The following is a 16,459-nucleotide window of genomic DNA, read 5'->3' on the forward strand; positions in this document are numbered from 1 at the left end:
TTGTGGCAACAGTTGCGTAATACAGCTGCCTGCAAGCAGTGTAGAGACGCGACACTTCGCGTCTCGTCGTTGAACGACACACATCAGGCGGTGCGGACGACGAGACGCGAAGTGTCGCATCTCTACACCTCGTTCAAGCAACTGTCATAGTTGGCACCTCGACCAAAAAGTAAACGCCCCGACTATAACCGGCCGAGGCGTTTGTTCATTTGTATAAACTCGCATTTACGCCTTTGCCACTCTCCTACTTCACCACCAGCCTGGAACTGGCGCCATCCTCGGCGCGCAACACATACACGCCCGGCGCGAGGCCGGCGGTTTCCAGCTGGCTGGCTTTGCGCAGGGTACGTACCGGGCGGCCCAGGGCATCGTGCAGTGTGCCCGATACGGGGCGACTCAGCTGCACCCGGCCCTGCGTGGGGTTTGGATACAGCTGCAACGGGGCGGCGCGGCGGGCCGAGGCGGTAGCCGTCAGGGGGCCGCGCGTGCGGATATCATACACCGATACCGTGCTGCTGACCTCGTTGGCCAGCAGCAGCAGCGGCTGGCCGGTGGGGCTGTTGGAACCCAAGATGAACACGATACCCTCGGGACCCTGGTCGCCGGTGCCGGCGGTGAGGCTGCGATTATTCACGTACTGCACCAGGCGGGGTTGGGCGGGGTTGTTCAGGTTGAACACGGCCACACCCCCAATGCGCTCCAGCGAGACAAAGGCGTACAGCGTATCCCGGATTAGGCCGGTGGTCACGCCCTCGGGCTCGGGGCCTTTGTCGTCGGAGCGATTCTTGCGGGCGGGGGTACCGGTGGTGTTGCTGGCGTTGAAGATGGCCCCGTAGGCGGCATCGGTGCTGGTGAGGCGCTCCAGCAGGTCGCCGCTGTCGTGCACCAAGGCCCCGGTGGTGGCGTTGAAGATGCTGAACGAGCGGCCCCCAAAGGCGTAAATTTCATCGAAGTCGCCGTCCCCGTCGATGTCGCCGAGCTTGTTGGTGACGTTGAGGCGGCCCAGAGCCTGGGCGTTCTTGAGCAGGGCAGCCTGCGGGAAGCGGGTGGCATCCAGCGGATAGGCCGCGTCGCCGAGGCGCACGGCTTCGGTCAGGGCCGAGTACTCACGGGCGTCGCCCTCGTTGGCCGTAAGCAGGTAGCGCTGGCCGGCTACTTCGAAGGTGGCCAGGGCATCGGGCTGGCGCATGCCTTTGATGGGCCAGTTGGCCAGCAGCACGTCCGGGGTCTGGTCGGAGGCATCCAGCGCGAAACCAGCCAGGGCGTGGTCCTGGTAGCCCACCGGGCGCAGGGCGGTAAACTGCCTGGTCGTCAGATCCAGCGTAGCAATGGCGTTGTTTTCCTGCAGCGTGATGTAGGCCGTGCGCGAGTCGGCGGACACGGCCACGTACTCCGGCTCCAGATCCTGGGCCACGGTGCTGGGCGCGGCAGCCGTGCCCCCGTAGATGCGGATGCCCTGCTGGCGCAGCGCGGCGGCCTGCCCGTTGTAGCCCGTAAAGCCCACGGTGGTCACGCTGGCCTGGGTGAGGCCCGCCACGCCCCCGCTGTAGTCAATCACCGATACCGAGCCCTCGGGGTCCAGGGAGTAATCCGACTTCGGTTCGCCTTCGTTGGCGGTGAGCAGCAGCCGGCCGTCGGGCGAGAAGGTGACCATATCAGGCATGGCCCCCACTGTCACCTGTTTCAGAAACGTGCCGTTCTGGTCAAACAGCACCACCGCGCCGTTCTGCTGGGGGTCGGTGTTTTCGATGGCGCAGGCCACCACCCCGTTGCGCACGGCCACCGAGTTGATGTTGCCGTAGGGCCTGATGTCGATGGAGGCCACGGCCACGGGTACGCCCGAAGCGGGCAGACTCAGAATATCGAGCTTACCGCCCACCGAGTTGGCCACGTACAGGCGCTGGGTGGTGGGGTCGTGAGCTACAATTTCGGCCGAATTGGTGCCGGCCGCGCCGTTCTGGTACGAGCTCAGACGGTTGAGCGTGAGGTTGCGCTCCTGGGCTGGAGCGGCGCTTTCGTTGTCCTTGATGTACACCAGCACCTCCGTGGCCCCGGCGGCCAGGGTGGCGTTGGTGGGGTTTTGCAGCTTCAGCGTGAAGTACTCCGCCCCTTCGGCCAGGGCGTCATCCGTAATAGGGATAGTGAGCGTCTGCGCGGTGTTTGCAATGGCGGGGAACGTCAGCGTCTGGGTAACAGCGTAGGTGAAATCCTGGCCGGCCGCGGCAGTACCCAGGCCGGGCACCACAGCTATTTCCACGGTGGTGGCAGTGGTGGCCGAGGGGTTAGTGATGTTCACCGGAATGCTCACGGTGCCTGCGTTTTCACTGACCACCACCAAGGCGGAGCCCAGGCGCAGCTCGGGCAGCACCGGCGTGGTGGCGCGGCTTAGCTCCACCTCGTCGAAGGCGGCCCAGTCGTCGTTGCCGTTCTGCTTGGCGGCCAGCCGCAGGCGCACGTGGGTGGCGGTGGCGGGCACGGGCACCGCCACGGTCTGGTAAGCGCGGGTATCCTTATTAAGCTGCACGTAGGTTTTGGTGGCCGGCCAGGAGGTGCCGTTGTCGAAGGCCACCACGTACGCCAGCGAGTCGGAGGCATCAAACCCATTGCTGAAAAACCGGAACGACACCTGGTTGGCGGCCGAAGCTCCGCTCTGGATGGCTACCGGGGCAAAATCCAGGTAGTGCCAGGTAGGTTGGTCGTTGGTGACGGGGTTCTGCAAATCCTGCATACCCCAGAGCAGCGCCCCGGCCGCCGGCACGGCCTGTACCCCGCTGGTGCCGGTGGTGCCCACGCTGGCCACGGGGGCCCATATATCTGTGAGACTGGGGAAAATGTAAGTGGCTGGTGTGGCCGTGAAGCTCCAAGTATCGGCGGCAGTGCCTTCGAAGCCCTGGCGGAGCGTTTGGGCCAGAACCGGGCCATTGAGCAGCAGGCCCAGCATGGAGAGGCTCACCCATTTGGGTATCGGTTGGTGCATTCGGGAAAAGGGTTGGTGAAAGGAATGCGCCAAAGCTACCGGGGCAGTGTTAGGGCAACTTTATGAAGCAGTTACCGAATCGTGAAGCCCGGATTGCCGGCGCACTTCCTCCCCGGCCAGAAACCGTCCGTACCAATGGCCCGAGTCCTTAATGGTGCGGCGCTGGGTATCGTAATCCACGTGCACCAGCCCGAAGCGGGGCGCGTATCCCTCGGCCCACTCGAAGTTGTCGGTGAACGACCAGGCGAAGTACCCGTCCACCGGCACGCCTTCCCGCCGGGCGCGCAGCACCTGCCCGATGCAGGCCTGCAGATACGCCTGCCGGGCTGCATCGGGCACCCGGCCCATGAGGTTGGGCTGGTCGGGGAAGGCAGCGCCGTTTTCGGTGACGAGCAGACGGGGCGCGTTGGGGTAGGCCGCGAACTGCCGGAGCATGTGGTAGAGGCTTTCGGGATACACTTCCCAGCCCATGTCCGTGAACGGCACACCCCGGGCCGCCGCGCCCACCAGCCGGGCCCAGAGCAGCGGCACGTAGGGCGCGTGCTGCACCACCTCGCGGGTGTAGTTCTGCACGCCCAGAAAATCGAAGGCGAAAGGCAGCCGGGCCTCGTCGCCGGGGCGGTGGTAGCGGTCCAGCCAACCCAGCACCGGCAAATCGACCACGGGGTAGCCCAGGCCGAGGGCGGGCTCCACAAAAAGGCGGTTGAGCAGGGCGTCGGCGCGGCGGGTGGCGCGCTCGTCGCGGGCTAAGCCGGGGCGGCTGGGCGTTACGTAGGAGCAGGAAAACGTGGTACCGATTTGGGCCGTAGCCGGCAGCGCCGCCCGCAATGCCCGGCCGCCTTCGGCCTGGGCCAGGGCCGCGTGGTGGGTGGCGGCCAGAAACGCGCCCAGACTGCGCCGCCCAGGCGCGTGCACGCCTAGCAGGTGGCCGGCCCCGGTGAACACCATCGGCTCGTTCAGCACCATCCAGTGCCGCACCCGGTCACCGAAGCGGGCGGCCAGTAGCTCCACGTACTCCGTAAACCAGCCCACTACGCTACGGTTGGTCCAACCTCCCAGCTGCTGCAAAGCCGAAGGCAAATCCCAGTGGTAGGCCGTAAGCCAGGGCGTAATGCCCCGCTCCAGGCAGCCGTCAATCAGGCGGTCATAAAACCCTATTCCCTTTTGGTTAATACTACCTCTACCAGCCGGTAAAACCCGCGCCCAAGCCACCGAAAAGCGAAAATCAGCTATACCCATTTGCTTCAACAAATGGGTATCCCCGGGCCAGCGGTGGTAGAAGTCGGTGGCTATGTCAGCAGTTTCGCTGCGCTTGATGCGCCCCCGGCGGCGCACAAAATCATCCCAGATACTGGGGCCTTTCCCGTCCAGGTTCCAGGCTCCCTCCGTCTGGTACGCCGCCGCCGATACGCCCCAGCGGAAGTCCGGCCCAAAGTCAGCCCGGGAAAAAGCAGCGGGGCCGGAAGCCGGATAAAACGCGGGAGGCAGCATGGGCAGGCGCAGTTATTTAAATTGTTTGGAGAGAAGATAATCAGATACTACCTGAACGTCATTCCGAGCGAAGCCGAGGAATCTCGCGTGCTGACGTTGGGAATGGGTCTGCAACATCAGCATAGGAGATTCCTCGGCCTCGCTCGGAAGGAAACTGCTACTGCTTCTCGAACAACTCCATTTTTAGGTAGTACAAAAGACGCTCTGGGCGGCCACGCGTTTCCTTCTCCCCCCTTCACCGTTTCACCAGTAGCCCCCTGCCCGCTTCCAGCAGCAGCTTATCCAGCACGGCGGCCGTTTCATCCGGATAATTGACGGGAATAGGGCGGCCGTATTGCAGCCAGTGGTCCAGTACGGCCAGGGACTTATCCTTGAGGTTCCTGACGACGGGCACGCCCATATCGGCCAGGGCGGCGGCGTTGCAGGCCTGCTCGTACTGCTGTTTCATGGGCAGCACCAGCAGCTTTTTGCCCAGGTACAGCGCCTCGGCGGGCGTTTCGAAGCCGGCCCCGCAGAGCACGCCCGCACTCCGGGCCAGACTATCGGTGAAGGCCGCCCCGCTCACGGGCCACACCTGCACGTTGCCGTGCTGGGCAGGCTGCGGGCTGTGCTTGCTGAAGACGTGCCACTGCACCGTGCGGCTCAGGTAGCGCAGGCGGCGCACCAGGGTTTCCTCATCGAAAGCGGGCAGATACACCGTGTAGTGGCCGTCGTTGGCGGGAGTCAGTTCCCGCACCTGCCGCCGGATAACGGGCGTGCTGATGTGGGGTTCGTAGCGCTGAAAGTGGAAGCCGTAGTGGCGCGTGGCCGGCGCATAGTGGCGCAGCACCGCCCGCCCCACCGGGTCGAAGGAAGCCGGCTCAGGCGCGTAGTCGCTCAGCACGGCCGCCTGATGGCTCAAAGCCACGCAGGGCACGCCTTGCTGCTGGCAGGCCCAGGCCGAAACCGGCTCAAAGTCGCTTATCACCAAATCGTACTCCTCCACCGGCAGCTGCCGGATTTCGCGCAGAAAGGCTTTGGAGTTCAGCTGCACGAAGGTTTTGACGAAGTTAATGCCACCCTTCCTGCCAAAAATGAACCCCAACCCGTGGCAGTGGTAGCGCACCGGAAACGGCAGCGGAATATCGGCGGGCGGGCCGCTCACGAGCACATCTACTTCTCCCCGCTGCTGCAGCAGCGGCACTATATCCAGGGCCCGGCTCAGGTGCCCGTTGCCGGTGCCCTGAATGGCGTACAAAATGCGCATGAAGCGAGAATAACAACGAAAAATAACTAGCTCACCCCCATTTCGCGCAGCAAACCAGCCAGTAGTTCAGCGGCGGGTGCATCGGCCGCTGCTTCGGCTTCGTCGGGCTCGGCGGGGTGGGCCGTTGCGGTTTGCTGCATGCGGGGGTCGAGGTGGTAGTGGTAGAGCTGCCAGCCGGTTTCGGCGGTGTACTCCAGGGCCGTGAGGTTTTCCACCCAGTCGCCGGAGTTCAGGTAGCCGACTTCGCCCTGAGCAGTGGTCAGGGCTTTGATTTCGGGGCAGTGAATATGGCCGCAGGCGACGTAGCGGTAGCCCTTGTCAGCGGCAATGGCAGCGGCGGTCTGCTCGAAGTCACTCACCAGGCTCACGGCGCTTTTCACCCGGTCCTTCACCGCCTTCGACAATGCCACCCGGGGCCGTCCCACCCGGGCCAGCCCCCAGTTCACGAGGCGGTTCAGGAGAATCAGCAGGTCGTAGCCGTGGCCGCCCAGGCGGGCCAGCCAGCGCGAGTGGCGCATGGTCACGTCGAACACGTCGCCGTGAAACAGCCAGGTTTTGCCGTGGGGCAGGTCCAGCACCAGCTTGTTGTCGATGCGCAGCGCCCCCAGCCGGGTGCCGGCAAACTTGCGCAGCAGCTCGTCGTGGTTGCCGGTGAGGTAGTGGATGCGGGTGCCCTTGGCCGCCAGCCCGGCCAGGTAGCGCACCACCCGCATGTGGGCCGGGGGCCAGTAGTTTTTGCTGAACTGCCAGATGTCCACAATGTCGCCGTTGAGCACCAGGGTGCGGGGCCGCACGCTTTTCAGGTAGCGCAGCAGCTCGGGGGCGTGGCAGCCATAGGTACCCAGGTGCACATCGGAAATCACGCAGACCTCCAGCCGGCGCCGGGGGGGCTTGCGCGCGGTCTTGTTGGCCGCAGTCGGGGCGTCGCTCATAAGGCAGGGCGGGCAGTTAGGCCGGCGCGGGGCCGGATGCGCCGCCCGGGGCGAATGGCCGAGGGCGGGCCGTCCTCATCGGCGGCGTGGCTGAAGTGCCAGGGCAGCCGCACAGCGCCCACGGAGCGCAACGCGTAGGCCAGCACCAGGGCCAGCTGAAACGCGAGGTACGCGGCGGCGCGCACCAGGCGGCGCAGCAACAACAGGGCAATGGGAGTCCGCATGCTTTCTACCCGTTTGATCCACTGCAAAAATCGATATACAGTGTGATGCCGGGGTTACGGTCGGGTTACGGTTTCGTCACGTTTGGCTGATTGCGCCCTTCTGGCTGGAGCCGCCCCATGTATGGTTAGATACATGTATTCCAGCAACATTTGCGCTGCCGCAGCGTTAGGGCCGCAATTCATTTTGCCGGGTCCCTCCTGACCTCTATTCCTTCCTGCATGCTGGAATTCCACGATTTCCACAAAGCCTACAACGGCCACACCATTCTGCGTCTGCCTGATTTCAGCATCGACTCCGGAATTTACTGGCTTCGCGGCCACAACGGGTCCGGCAAAAGCACCTTTCTGCAGTCGGTAGCCGGTATTCTATCATTCGAGGGCGACATTGTGCTGGATAAGCACCTATCCATAAAAAAGCATCCGGCCGCTTACCGTAACAAAGTGAATTTTGCGGAAGCAGAGCCGGTATTTCCGGATTTTCTGACGGGCACCGATCTGATCCGGTTATTCAAATCGGCCAAGCAGGCCCCGGCCCGGCAGGAGGAGCCGTACGTGGAAAGTATGGGCATGTCGGCCTACGTGACGGCCCCCATCAGCACCTATTCGAGCGGCATGCTCAAGAAGCTGGCCTTGGTGCTGGCTTTCTTGGGCCGGCCCGGCTGCATTCTGCTCGATGAGCCCCTGACTACACTGGACGCCGATTCGCTGCCCATACTTTTTAGCTGGATTACTGAACAGCAGCAGCAGGCGGGCACCACGTTTCTGCTCTCCTCGCACCAGGAGCTGGAAAACGACATGCTCCCGAACGTGCGAGAAATGCTAGTGGCCGGGGCTACGCTGCACTATCCCGCATGAACAGCGCCCACACCCGCGTCCTTATCAGGGTGGTAGCCAAGGGCTTCTACCGGGCCCACACCGGCCTGCTCCTCTCCCTGTTCATCCTGCTTTTCAGCAATTTCTTTTATACCAACGTCCTCAACCAAACCCATTTAACGCCCGACCAAATCATCGAAACCGCCCTGAAGCTGGCCATATCCAGCGTCAGTGAGCCCCAGGGCGCGGCTATTTTTGCGGTGTTGTTGTGGGCCTACAGCGCCAAAACCTGGCAATATGCCCGCGCCCGCCTGCAGGCTCCGGACACGACTTTTCTCTACTACAGCCTCAACGCCTTGCCCCAACCCCGGCAGCTGCGGGCCTGGGCCGTGGTGCAGCTGGTTATGGTGCTGCCGCTGCTGGTAATGGGCGCTTACGCCATACTGGTAGGCGTGGCGTACGGCTACTGGCTGGTACCGCTGCTCGTGCCGGCGTACCTGCTGGCCCTCACCGCCTACGGTGCCCGGCTCTACTACCGCCTGACCAACCACCTGCACTCTGAGCCGGCTGCTTCGGTGGGGCCACGGTGGCTGCGCCGCTGGCCCAAACCCCTGTTCAGCCTGTTTCTGTTTGAGCTGCTGACCCGCCAACGCGTTGCCTTCGTTGTTACCAAAGTAGCTGCCGTAGTGAGTATTGCCCTACTCTTCGGCGTATTTCCCGACTCTCACTCCGACGCGCGGCTACTGGGTATTGTTGGGCTGTGTGTAGCCCTGATCCACGCGGTACTGGTGTATCAGTCCAATGAGTTTGAACTGACCTACCTGCGCTTCGCCCGCAACCTCCCGTACGGCAAAAACCGGCAATTTGGGCAGCAGGTGGCCTTGTTCAGCTTGCTGCTGCTGCCCGAAATGCTGTGGATTATCTATTTCTCCGGCCTACCCCAAGCCCTGCTTGGCTTACTGATGATGGTAAGCGTTACGCTGCTGTTCCGGGCCGTGCTCTACCAGACGGGTCGCCGCATGAACCGGTACCTGCGGATCGTGTTCGGGTTGTTTATGGGGTTTCTGCTGCTGGGCCTGTTTGGGTACACGGCGGTGCTGGCCGTCGGCAGCCTGCTGGCCGCCTGGGTTATGCAGCTACGCCACGCCGAGTAGACGTTTGGTCCGATGCGAACCAATTCCTACCGCTTGCCAGCCGTCATTGACCGAAACCTGCGGCAGCGGGCCGGGCTTTGTGTATCTTTGTATCCTCCAAAAATCAGCCTCTGTTATAATTCGCATTTTCACCTCCTATAATGAAGAAACTTCTCCTCCTCGCCATTCTGGTGCTGACCACGCTGGCTGCCTCGGCCCAGTACATGCCCGGCAAGCCCCGCAAAAAATACACCTTTCCTAAAAAAGACGAGGAAAGCCCTTACGTACTCAACGTGACTAAAAACACGGATGAAGACGCCGAAGTGGATGCCTGCGTAACCCGCGTGGCTTACCGCCCCTACAGCCTGCTGCTCACCGAAATCAACGAGCTGAAGCGCATGAACAACTGGGCCGATACCACGTACCAGCGCCGCTTCCAGCAGCTGGCCGCCGGCGGCCAGCTGGTAATCACCATGTACCGCCGGGGTGCCGCCAACGCCGACCCCGCTTACCTGAGCCTGGTTGCCAAAACCAAGGATGGCAAAGAAGTGCTGAACGTGCCCGGCCTCCCCGCCGGCAACGGCCGCTTCTGGAACCGGGACCTGTACATGAGCAAGCGCACTATCCCATTTGGTAAAGTCGATGCAGCGCAGGATATCTTCCTGACTATCAACGACGCCAAAACCAAGCAAAACTTCGAGTACATCATCAAGGCCGAGTAGTCAGCCCCCCGATTACCGCATGCAAAAGCCCGGCTTTTCCTACGAAAGGCCGGGCTTTTGCGCGTAGTAGACAGGTTATTTGCGAGCCTCCCGGAGCTGCGCCCACTGCACCGCAATAATGGTTTTGGCATCCTCCAGGGGCAGCTTCCACAAGTCGGCGGCGGCGAAGGGTACGGCTTCAATCTTCTCGTTTTCCTCGGCCAGCCCCCCACCGGGGCCCGACTGGTGACTGACTTCGGCGTAGAACACGGTGATGACTTCTGAGCTGGTGCCGGGCGAGGGCAGCATGCGGGCAATCTGCTCCAGGTGGTCCACATCATACCCCAACTCCTCCTGAATTTCGCGGCGGATAGCCGTTTCGGGTGTTTCCTCCCCATCTACCATACCGGCGGCCAGCTCCAGAATTTCGGCTTCCGGCCCGATGCGGTACTGCCGGGTAAGAATATACTGCCCGGTGCCGGTGTGGTACACCAGCGCGGCCACCGCCGTACCGGGCTCAAACCGCTCCCGCCGCAGCACGTCGGGGCCATCCTGCACCCGCAGCACGCTGAGTTTGTAGTGCCCATCGAAGGCTGTTTTTCGCTCGATGATCTGCATAGTAAAATAAGGTAAGTGATGCTGAGGAAGCCAATGTATACGAATTTTGCGGCCCCGTGCCGGACCGTTGTTGCTCCTGCCCGGAGTGCGCGCCGGGCTATGGAGTGCGTTACGGTAAAAAAAGCCGACCTTTGCGGGCTCTTATAGCTGTGTCATTTTCGCTGCCCCTCCGGGCGGCTGCTTTTTTTTCCTAGATGTCGTTCGACGAACTCAACCTGATTGAGCCCATCCTTACTGCGCTGCACGAGGAAGGCTACGTTACCCCCACACCCATTCAGCAGCAGGCCATTCCGCAGGTGCTGGAAGGCCACGACCTGCTGGGAATTGCCCAGACGGGCACCGGCAAAACGGCCGCCTTCACCGTTCCTATCCTGCAGATTCTGCACCAGACGGCCCAGGTAGAGCGCCACGCGCCCGGCCGCATCCGCTGCCTGGTGCTCACGCCCACCCGCGAGCTGGCCATTCAGATTGGCGAAAGTTTCCGGGCTTACGGCCGTCACCTGCCGAAGCTTCGCTCCACCGTTATTTTCGGCGGCGTAGGTCAGCACCCGCAGGTGCAGGCCCTCAAGCGCGGCGTAGAAGTACTTATTGCCACGCCCGGCCGGTTGCTCGACCTGATGAATCAGGGCTTTATCGACCTGCGCACCATCGAGGTGTTTGTGCTGGACGAGGCCGACCGCATGCTGGATATGGGCTTTATCCATGACATCAAGCGGATTCTGCCCAAGCTGCCCAAGCAGCGCCAGACGCTGTTCTTCTCGGCCACCATGCCCGGCCAGATTCAGGAGCTGGCCGACAGCATTCTGCGCCCCAACCCGGTGAAGGTGACGGTTACGCCCGTGTCGAGCACGGCCGATACCGTAACCCAGGCCGTGTACATGGTGGAGAAAACCGATAAGGCTGACCTGCTGGAGCACGTGCTGCAGGACAAGAATATCCGCCGGGTGCTGGTGTTCACGCGCACCAAGCACGGGGCCGATAAGGTGGTTCGCACGCTGCTTAAAGCCAACATCGGGGCCGAGGCCATCCACGGCAACAAAAGCCAGAACCATCGGCAGCGGGCCCTCAGCAACTTCAAAGCCGGCACCACCCGCGTGCTGGTAGCCACCGATATTGCGGCCCGCGGCATTGATGTGGAGGAGCTCACCCACGTTATCAACTACGAAATTCCCAACGAGCCCGAGTCCTACGTGCACCGCATCGGCCGCACCGGCCGCGCCGGCGCCGACGGCACGGCCCTTTCCTTCTGCGACGACGAGGAGCGCGCTTACCTGCAGGACATCCAGAAGCTGATCCGCCGTCAGATTCCGGTCGTGCAGAACCATCCGTACACTTCCAGCGCCGTGGCGCCGGTGCCGCTCTCGGGCGGTCCGGCCATCAAGCGCCCCAAAGGTCCGGCCGGCCGGCCGGCCCGGCCGGGTCGGGGTCCGCAGGCCGGTGGCAGCGGCCGTCCGGAAGGGCAGCGTGGTGCTGGCAGCCAGGGCGGTGGCCGCCCCGAGCGGGCTGGCGGCAACGCGGGTCGGGAAGGGCAGCGCGGCGGCCACGCCGCGGCGGGCCGACCGGCCGGCACTGCTCATCCTGAAGGCGGCAACGCCGGCGGAACCAGCCGGGGCGGCCAGCGCCGCTACCGGGGCGGCAGCGGCCGCTAAGCCTGTATCCAGCCCTAGTCTTCAACGCCCCGGCCGGTCTGGTCGTGGCGTTGTGCGTTAGCAGAGGGCGGGCAGTTTGGATGGGGCCGGACCGATGCAGTGAGGATAAACAATTCGGGCCGGAAGTTGCTTATTTTCCCGGACGCCCGGTGGGCGGTTTTTACCTCCTTCGTTTCGTTATGGCACAACGCACTCTTCCCGTTATTCAGGCCCTGCGCGACACTGCTCAGCGCCTCAACAGCCAGGCTCCATATCAGTGGGGGCACATGGGCAGCTGCAACTGCGGCCACCTGGCCCAGACGATTACCCGGCTCACAAAAGCCGAAATCCACGCCCGCGCCATGGAGCGCTACGGCGACTGGGAGCGGCAACTCACCGATTACTGCCCCACCAGCGGCCTGCCTATCGATGAAACCATTGATGAGATGCTGGCCCTGGGCTTCACCCGCCAGGACCTCACGCACCTGGAGCGTCTTTCCGACCCTACCATCCGGGCGGCTATTCCCTTCGAGCGCCGCGACGCCCTGCGCCACAACCAGCGCGACGATGTGGTGCTGTACCTGCGTACCTGGGCTGACCTGCTGGAAGGCGACCTGCTGGCCGGAATTGAACTTCCTGCGCTATTGCCCCAGCCCACCCCCGAGTTGGTAGCTGCCCAGTAGCCCGAAGGAGCAATCAACACACGCGCAAAAGCCCCGTTAGCCAACTGGCCAACGGGGCTTTTGTCTGTCAGAACCGGCCGGAGCCGGGTGCCTTAGTAGTTTACGTTGCTGCGCTGCGCCTCGCGGTAGCCCTCGGGGCGGTGGCTACGCTTATAGGCCGCGTCGGCGTTGGGGTCCTTCTCCGCGTCGGGAGCTTGCGAGCAGGACGACAGAATCAGGGAAGCGCCAGCGGCGAGCAGGAAAAGCAGACGAAGATTTTTCATGCGCCAAAGGTACGCACCGCCCCGAAACCGGGCAAGCCTTCCGGCTGCTTACAGGGCAGCAATTCGCCCCTTGCTCATATCTTACAAATGTAACGCCCCGTTGCACCCTACATGCAGCGCACACTCCTGTTAACAATTATAATCCATCTCACCCATCATGCGTAGACAAGTTCGTTTCAATTACCTCCTGCCACAGTTGTAAATAGCAGGTTGACTACCCTTGGAGGCTGCACCGGGTTCCTCACATTGGCCGTGGCCTAATCGAAGCGTTGGATTGCGAATTTGCGCGCTAACCATCTGATTTAGCCAGACAGACCGTTGTTACTTATCAAAGAGCCAGGTAAGGCAATAAATTTAGCATCTAACACTCTCTCACAGGGTTGTCTAACAAGAGCAATATACTTTGCTCACTATTTTAACTATTCCTGTTACCAAACAGTCATGATCTAATTCATTTAATCTAAACCCATGGTAAATATACTTGCTTTATACATTCTCAAATACAGCAACTTATATATCTACTTATTTACCATCTAACAACATTATTAGCACAAATAACGATATGACTATACCTGCTAAAAAAGCCTTCCTTCGTACATCTATTTTATCTCACTGACGCCCAATATGAAAGCAAGGTTTGTGCGTGTGTATAGAAGCCTGCCAAATTGTATCGGACTAATACGCTACCGTGAAACACCGGCAGTTCACCCAGGTTTTACGATGTTTCGCCGATTCAGGCAGTAGCATCCGGCTGATAATCAGCAAATGTGCCATCCTGGTAGAAAATAACGATGCGACGAATTCGCTTACCCGGCTCAGCTAACCCCTGGGCCAGCGCTGCATCGGCCGGGGCGGGCGCGGAGGCGGCTGCACTCGCAATCGGCGTAACTACTTTATTTTCAAACATTGAACTAAAAGTCGGCGTAACCTCCGTCACTGTGCGGCTTTCAGCAGTTGGCTCGGGGGGAGCCACGGGTACAGCTACGGGCAGGGAAGCTGGCTCTGGAGCAGGAGCAGCCGCGGGTATAGCAGCAGGTACAGTGCGCTCAGGCGCGGGCTGTGGCGATGCCACGGCCCGCGCAGGCTCAGGTGCCACCTGACGGGCCTGGGATGGGGCTACAGGGGCTGTCAGGGTCTGGGGAGCCAGCATTGGGCCTTCACCGTTAAGTAACCAGAGCAGCGACAGGTCTGGAAACGCGCCAATAATCTTCTGCACTACTTCCAGGCTGGGCTTATTACGGCCGCTGAGGATGTGACTGACAATAGGCCGGGAAACGCCAATGGTATCAGCAAACTGCGTAGGAGTAAGCTGACGGGCTGTTAACAGTGTGCGAATACGCTCAAGCATAGAAAAGTCATTATTTACAAATGTACTGTAATGATTTTAACCGCATGGACTGCTTATCATTTGTTATCAATTGTAAACAAGGCTTGGCTACACTATTTTAATGCTTTACAATTGACAATTATCTGTATTCTGATTACATATGTTAAACAAATGTAAACTAATATTCTGCTTGCTATACCCCTCACCTCAACTATCCTTCCTACTTAAAGCTTACAGTTAAATAAGCCACTTGATGGGCCATTAGCGGTGCATCATCCTACTAGTTGCAAACGGCTCTATGTACTGCTTCCTCCACGACTACCGTTTGCCATCCCTTGTAAAATCCCCCCCCCCCAGGTAGACGCTGTTATGGTGGGCTTACTGAGAAGCTTGTGTTTCGTCAACCCAGAGTATCTTCCAACTGTCGGGCGTTTGGGCATGCCCTTTCCCAACTTTCGACGTAGCAGCCCAGGTTACAACCGGGCTGCTCAATGCTCTTCTCCTGGCCAACCCGAATGGCGACACTCCCGCCTAACGCATCGGGCCCCCACCCGCCCGACCCGTAGAGGGTTGGCAGATGGGGGCCCGATGAGTTGGGGAATCCGGGGAGTTAGTTGAAGTACTCTTTGGCCAAGGCCTTGTCGTGGCCGTAGATGTCGTCGCGGAAGTGCACCTTGCCGGCTTCATCCACCCAGGTAGTGAAGTACACCAAGTATACGGGCAGCTTCTCGGGCAGCGTCACGTACTTCTCGCGGCGGCCGGCAATGGTATCCAGTATGGCGGTCCGGTCCCAGCCCGGCTTGTCGCGCAGCAGGTATTCGGCCAGCTTGATGGGTTCGGCCACGCGCACACAGCCGTGGCTGAAGCCGCGCTTGGTCTGGCTGAACAGCTCGTCGTGGGGCGTGTCGTGGAGGTAGATATCGTTCGAGTTCGGGAAGATAAACTTCACGTCGCCAAGGTCGTTCTTGGGACCGGGCCGGCGGCGCAGGGTATACTTCCAGGTCTTCTGGCTCACGTTGGCCCAGTCGATGCTGTTGGGGTCGATGGGGGTAGCCTTGGCACCCCAGCCCTTCACCACTTCCATATCGAGGCGGTCGAGGGTAGCCTGGGCATTGGCTTCCAGCTTCGGGCGCAGCTCCTTGTCGATGATGCTGAAGGGCACGTTCCAGTAGGGAGCCAGCACCACGAATTCCATCTTGTCGCTGAACACCGGCGTGGCGTTGAGCGTCTTGCCCACGATGACGGGCATGGTGAACTGCTCCTTGCCATCCTCCACCACGTGCAGAGTGTACTCGGGGATGTTTACCAGCAGGTAGTCCGGCTCGAACTTCTTCGGAATCCAGCGCCACCGCTCCATGTTCAGCGTAATCTGGTCGATGCGCTGATTGACCGGCACGTTGAGCAAACGTAGGGTTTCACCGGCCACGATGCCATCGGCCTTGAGGCCATTCAGCGACTGGAATTCCTTCACGGCCGCGACTAGCTCGGTATCGTATTTCTGGGCGGCCGGGGCAGGAGTAGCCGGCTGGCCGGGCTTGTTGGACACTGCTACGGCGGGCGTTGCGGTGGTAGCCGGGGTAGTGGCATCCTTGCCCAGCAGGCGGGCCCGCAGGGCGGCCACGGCCGAAGAGGTGGCACCCGGCACCAGCCGGGTACCGGCCGGCAGCGTGGGCCAGCCGCCGTTGCGCTGGATCGTGCGGTAGTCGGCCAAGGCTTTTTTCAGCCGGTCATACTCGGGGTGCAGGGGCTCAAAGTCGTAATAGCCGTAGGTGCTTTCGCGCTCCTTCAGAATGGTTTGCAGGGCGCGGTGCAGCTTCACTTTGTTGCGCTTCACTTTCCAGTCAATCGTCTTGACGGCGCGCGGGTCTACGGTGCCCCGGTAAAAGTCGGAAGCGTAGTTGAAGTAGGTCCCGGACAGGGCCACATCGATTTCCTTCTCCAGCGCGTTACGCCGGGTAGAGTCGCCCTGAGCAGCTTCCAGTTCTTTAAAAAGCTTATCGAAGTCCTTGGTTTTGTATTCTTTAGGATCAAGGCCTTCGTCGGCAGCCTTGTTGATGACGCCGAGCAGGGTTTGGGCCTGGGGCACTACCTCGTGGTTGCGAAACCAGCCAAGGCGGTAGTTTCGCTCCCGGTAAAATTTCTTGGCCCATTCCAGCTGGTCCTTGAATTTGGGCTCGGCTACCATGTACTTCTCAATGTACATGCTGTCGAGCGTAGGCTGGGCACCCCCAGCCTTGGTAAGGCCGGCGGGCAGGGCGTCCTTCATCTGCGCTTTCTGATCCTGACTGCACGACACCACGGAGGTGCACAGCAGCAGGCCCAATAGCCAGCAGCAGAAAGTGGTGAGAAAAGAGGGACGGTGGATTTCGTTCATGCGGGGTGGTCGGGAGAGAATCAAAAAATCAGTTCCTGACGCGCACCGG

At 61.2% G+C, this 16,459-nt stretch carries 14 protein-coding genes; 5 read left to right on the top strand and 9 right to left on the bottom strand.

Annotated features, from left to right (window positions below):
- Positions 1-244 precede the first annotated feature (244 nt).
- The 5 genes from EI291_RS05940 to EI291_RS05960 all read right to left on the bottom strand — a co-directional run bounded on the left by EI291_RS05940 (position 245) and on the right by EI291_RS05960 (position 6,870).
- Positions 245-2,977 (bottom strand): choice-of-anchor I family protein, encoded by a 2,733-nt coding sequence (locus tag EI291_RS05940; protein ID WP_125418890.1) that lies wholly within the window; start codon positions 2,975-2,977, stop codon positions 245-247.
- 60 nt (positions 2,978-3,037) lie between these two features.
- The gene (locus EI291_RS05945) at positions 3,038-4,468 is read right to left on the bottom strand and encodes a GH1 family beta-glucosidase (protein ID WP_125418891.1); all 1,431 of its coding nucleotides are present in this window, start codon (positions 4,466-4,468) and stop codon (positions 3,038-3,040) included.
- Positions 4,469-4,703: 235 nt separating this feature from the next.
- Complete coding sequence (locus EI291_RS05950; RefSeq protein ID WP_125418892.1) at positions 4,704-5,714, bottom strand: glycosyltransferase family protein; 1,011 nt, start codon at positions 5,712-5,714, stop codon at positions 4,704-4,706.
- 26 nt (positions 5,715-5,740) lie between these two features.
- The gene (locus EI291_RS05955) at positions 5,741-6,646 is read right to left on the bottom strand and encodes a UDP-2,3-diacylglucosamine diphosphatase (protein WP_125418893.1); all 906 of its coding nucleotides are present in this window, start codon (positions 6,644-6,646) and stop codon (positions 5,741-5,743) included.
- On the bottom strand, positions 6,643-6,870 hold the full coding sequence (locus tag EI291_RS05960; protein ID WP_125418894.1) for a hypothetical protein: 228 nt from the start codon (positions 6,868-6,870) through the stop codon (positions 6,643-6,645). The genes EI291_RS05955 and EI291_RS05960 overlap by 4 nt, the downstream gene beginning before the upstream one ends.
- A 219-nt stretch (positions 6,871-7,089) precedes the next feature.
- Between EI291_RS05960 and EI291_RS05965 the strand changes: the two genes are divergently transcribed.
- From EI291_RS05965 to EI291_RS05975, 3 genes are all read left to right on the top strand, one after another.
- Positions 7,090-7,725 carry an ABC transporter ATP-binding protein gene (locus EI291_RS05965; RefSeq protein ID WP_125418895.1) on the top strand — a complete coding sequence of 212 codons (636 nt, stop codon included), beginning with the start codon at positions 7,090-7,092 and terminating at the stop codon, positions 7,723-7,725.
- Positions 7,722-8,837, top strand: a complete 1,116-nt coding sequence (locus tag EI291_RS05970) for a hypothetical protein (RefSeq protein ID WP_125418896.1) — start codon at positions 7,722-7,724, stop codon at positions 8,835-8,837. The genes EI291_RS05965 and EI291_RS05970 overlap by 4 nt, the downstream gene beginning before the upstream one ends.
- A 140-nt stretch (positions 8,838-8,977) precedes the next feature.
- Positions 8,978-9,538 (top strand): hypothetical protein, encoded by a 561-nt coding sequence (locus EI291_RS05975; protein ID WP_125418897.1) that lies wholly within the window; start codon positions 8,978-8,980, stop codon positions 9,536-9,538.
- Positions 9,539-9,613: 75 nt separating this feature from the next.
- Here EI291_RS05975 and EI291_RS05980 read toward each other — a convergent pair whose 3' ends face one another.
- On the bottom strand, positions 9,614-10,135 hold the full coding sequence (locus EI291_RS05980; RefSeq protein WP_125418898.1) for an NUDIX domain-containing protein: 522 nt from the start codon (positions 10,133-10,135) through the stop codon (positions 9,614-9,616).
- A 194-nt stretch (positions 10,136-10,329) separates the two neighbouring features.
- Between EI291_RS05980 and EI291_RS05985 the strand changes: the two genes are divergently transcribed.
- Together EI291_RS05985 and EI291_RS05990 are read left to right on the top strand one after the other, a co-directional pair.
- Positions 10,330-11,784 carry a DEAD/DEAH box helicase gene (locus tag EI291_RS05985; protein ID WP_125418899.1) on the top strand — a complete coding sequence of 485 codons (1,455 nt, stop codon included), beginning with the start codon at positions 10,330-10,332 and terminating at the stop codon, positions 11,782-11,784.
- A gap of 179 nt (positions 11,785-11,963) precedes the next feature.
- Complete coding sequence (locus EI291_RS05990; protein WP_125418900.1) at positions 11,964-12,446, top strand: hypothetical protein; 483 nt, start codon at positions 11,964-11,966, stop codon at positions 12,444-12,446.
- Positions 12,447-12,538: 92 nt separating this feature from the next.
- Here the strand turns inward: EI291_RS05990 and EI291_RS22790 are convergent, their stop codons facing one another.
- The 3 genes from EI291_RS22790 to EI291_RS06000 form a co-directional block, all read right to left on the bottom strand.
- Positions 12,539-12,709 (bottom strand): hypothetical protein, encoded by a 171-nt coding sequence (locus EI291_RS22790; RefSeq protein ID WP_170172533.1) that lies wholly within the window; start codon positions 12,707-12,709, stop codon positions 12,539-12,541.
- Positions 12,710-13,442: 733 nt separating this feature from the next.
- Positions 13,443-14,057 carry a helix-turn-helix domain-containing protein gene (locus EI291_RS05995; RefSeq protein WP_125418901.1) on the bottom strand — a complete coding sequence of 205 codons (615 nt, stop codon included), beginning with the start codon at positions 14,055-14,057 and terminating at the stop codon, positions 13,443-13,445.
- Positions 14,058-14,646: 589 nt separating this feature from the next.
- On the bottom strand, positions 14,647-16,410 hold the full coding sequence (locus tag EI291_RS06000) for a L,D-transpeptidase family protein (protein ID WP_125418902.1): 1,764 nt from the start codon (positions 16,408-16,410) through the stop codon (positions 14,647-14,649).
- Positions 16,411-16,459 lie beyond the last annotated feature (49 nt).

The sequence above is a fragment of the Hymenobacter rigui genome (assembly GCF_003944715.1).
Lineage (GTDB): Bacteria > Bacteroidota > Bacteroidia > Cytophagales > Hymenobacteraceae > Hymenobacter > Hymenobacter rigui.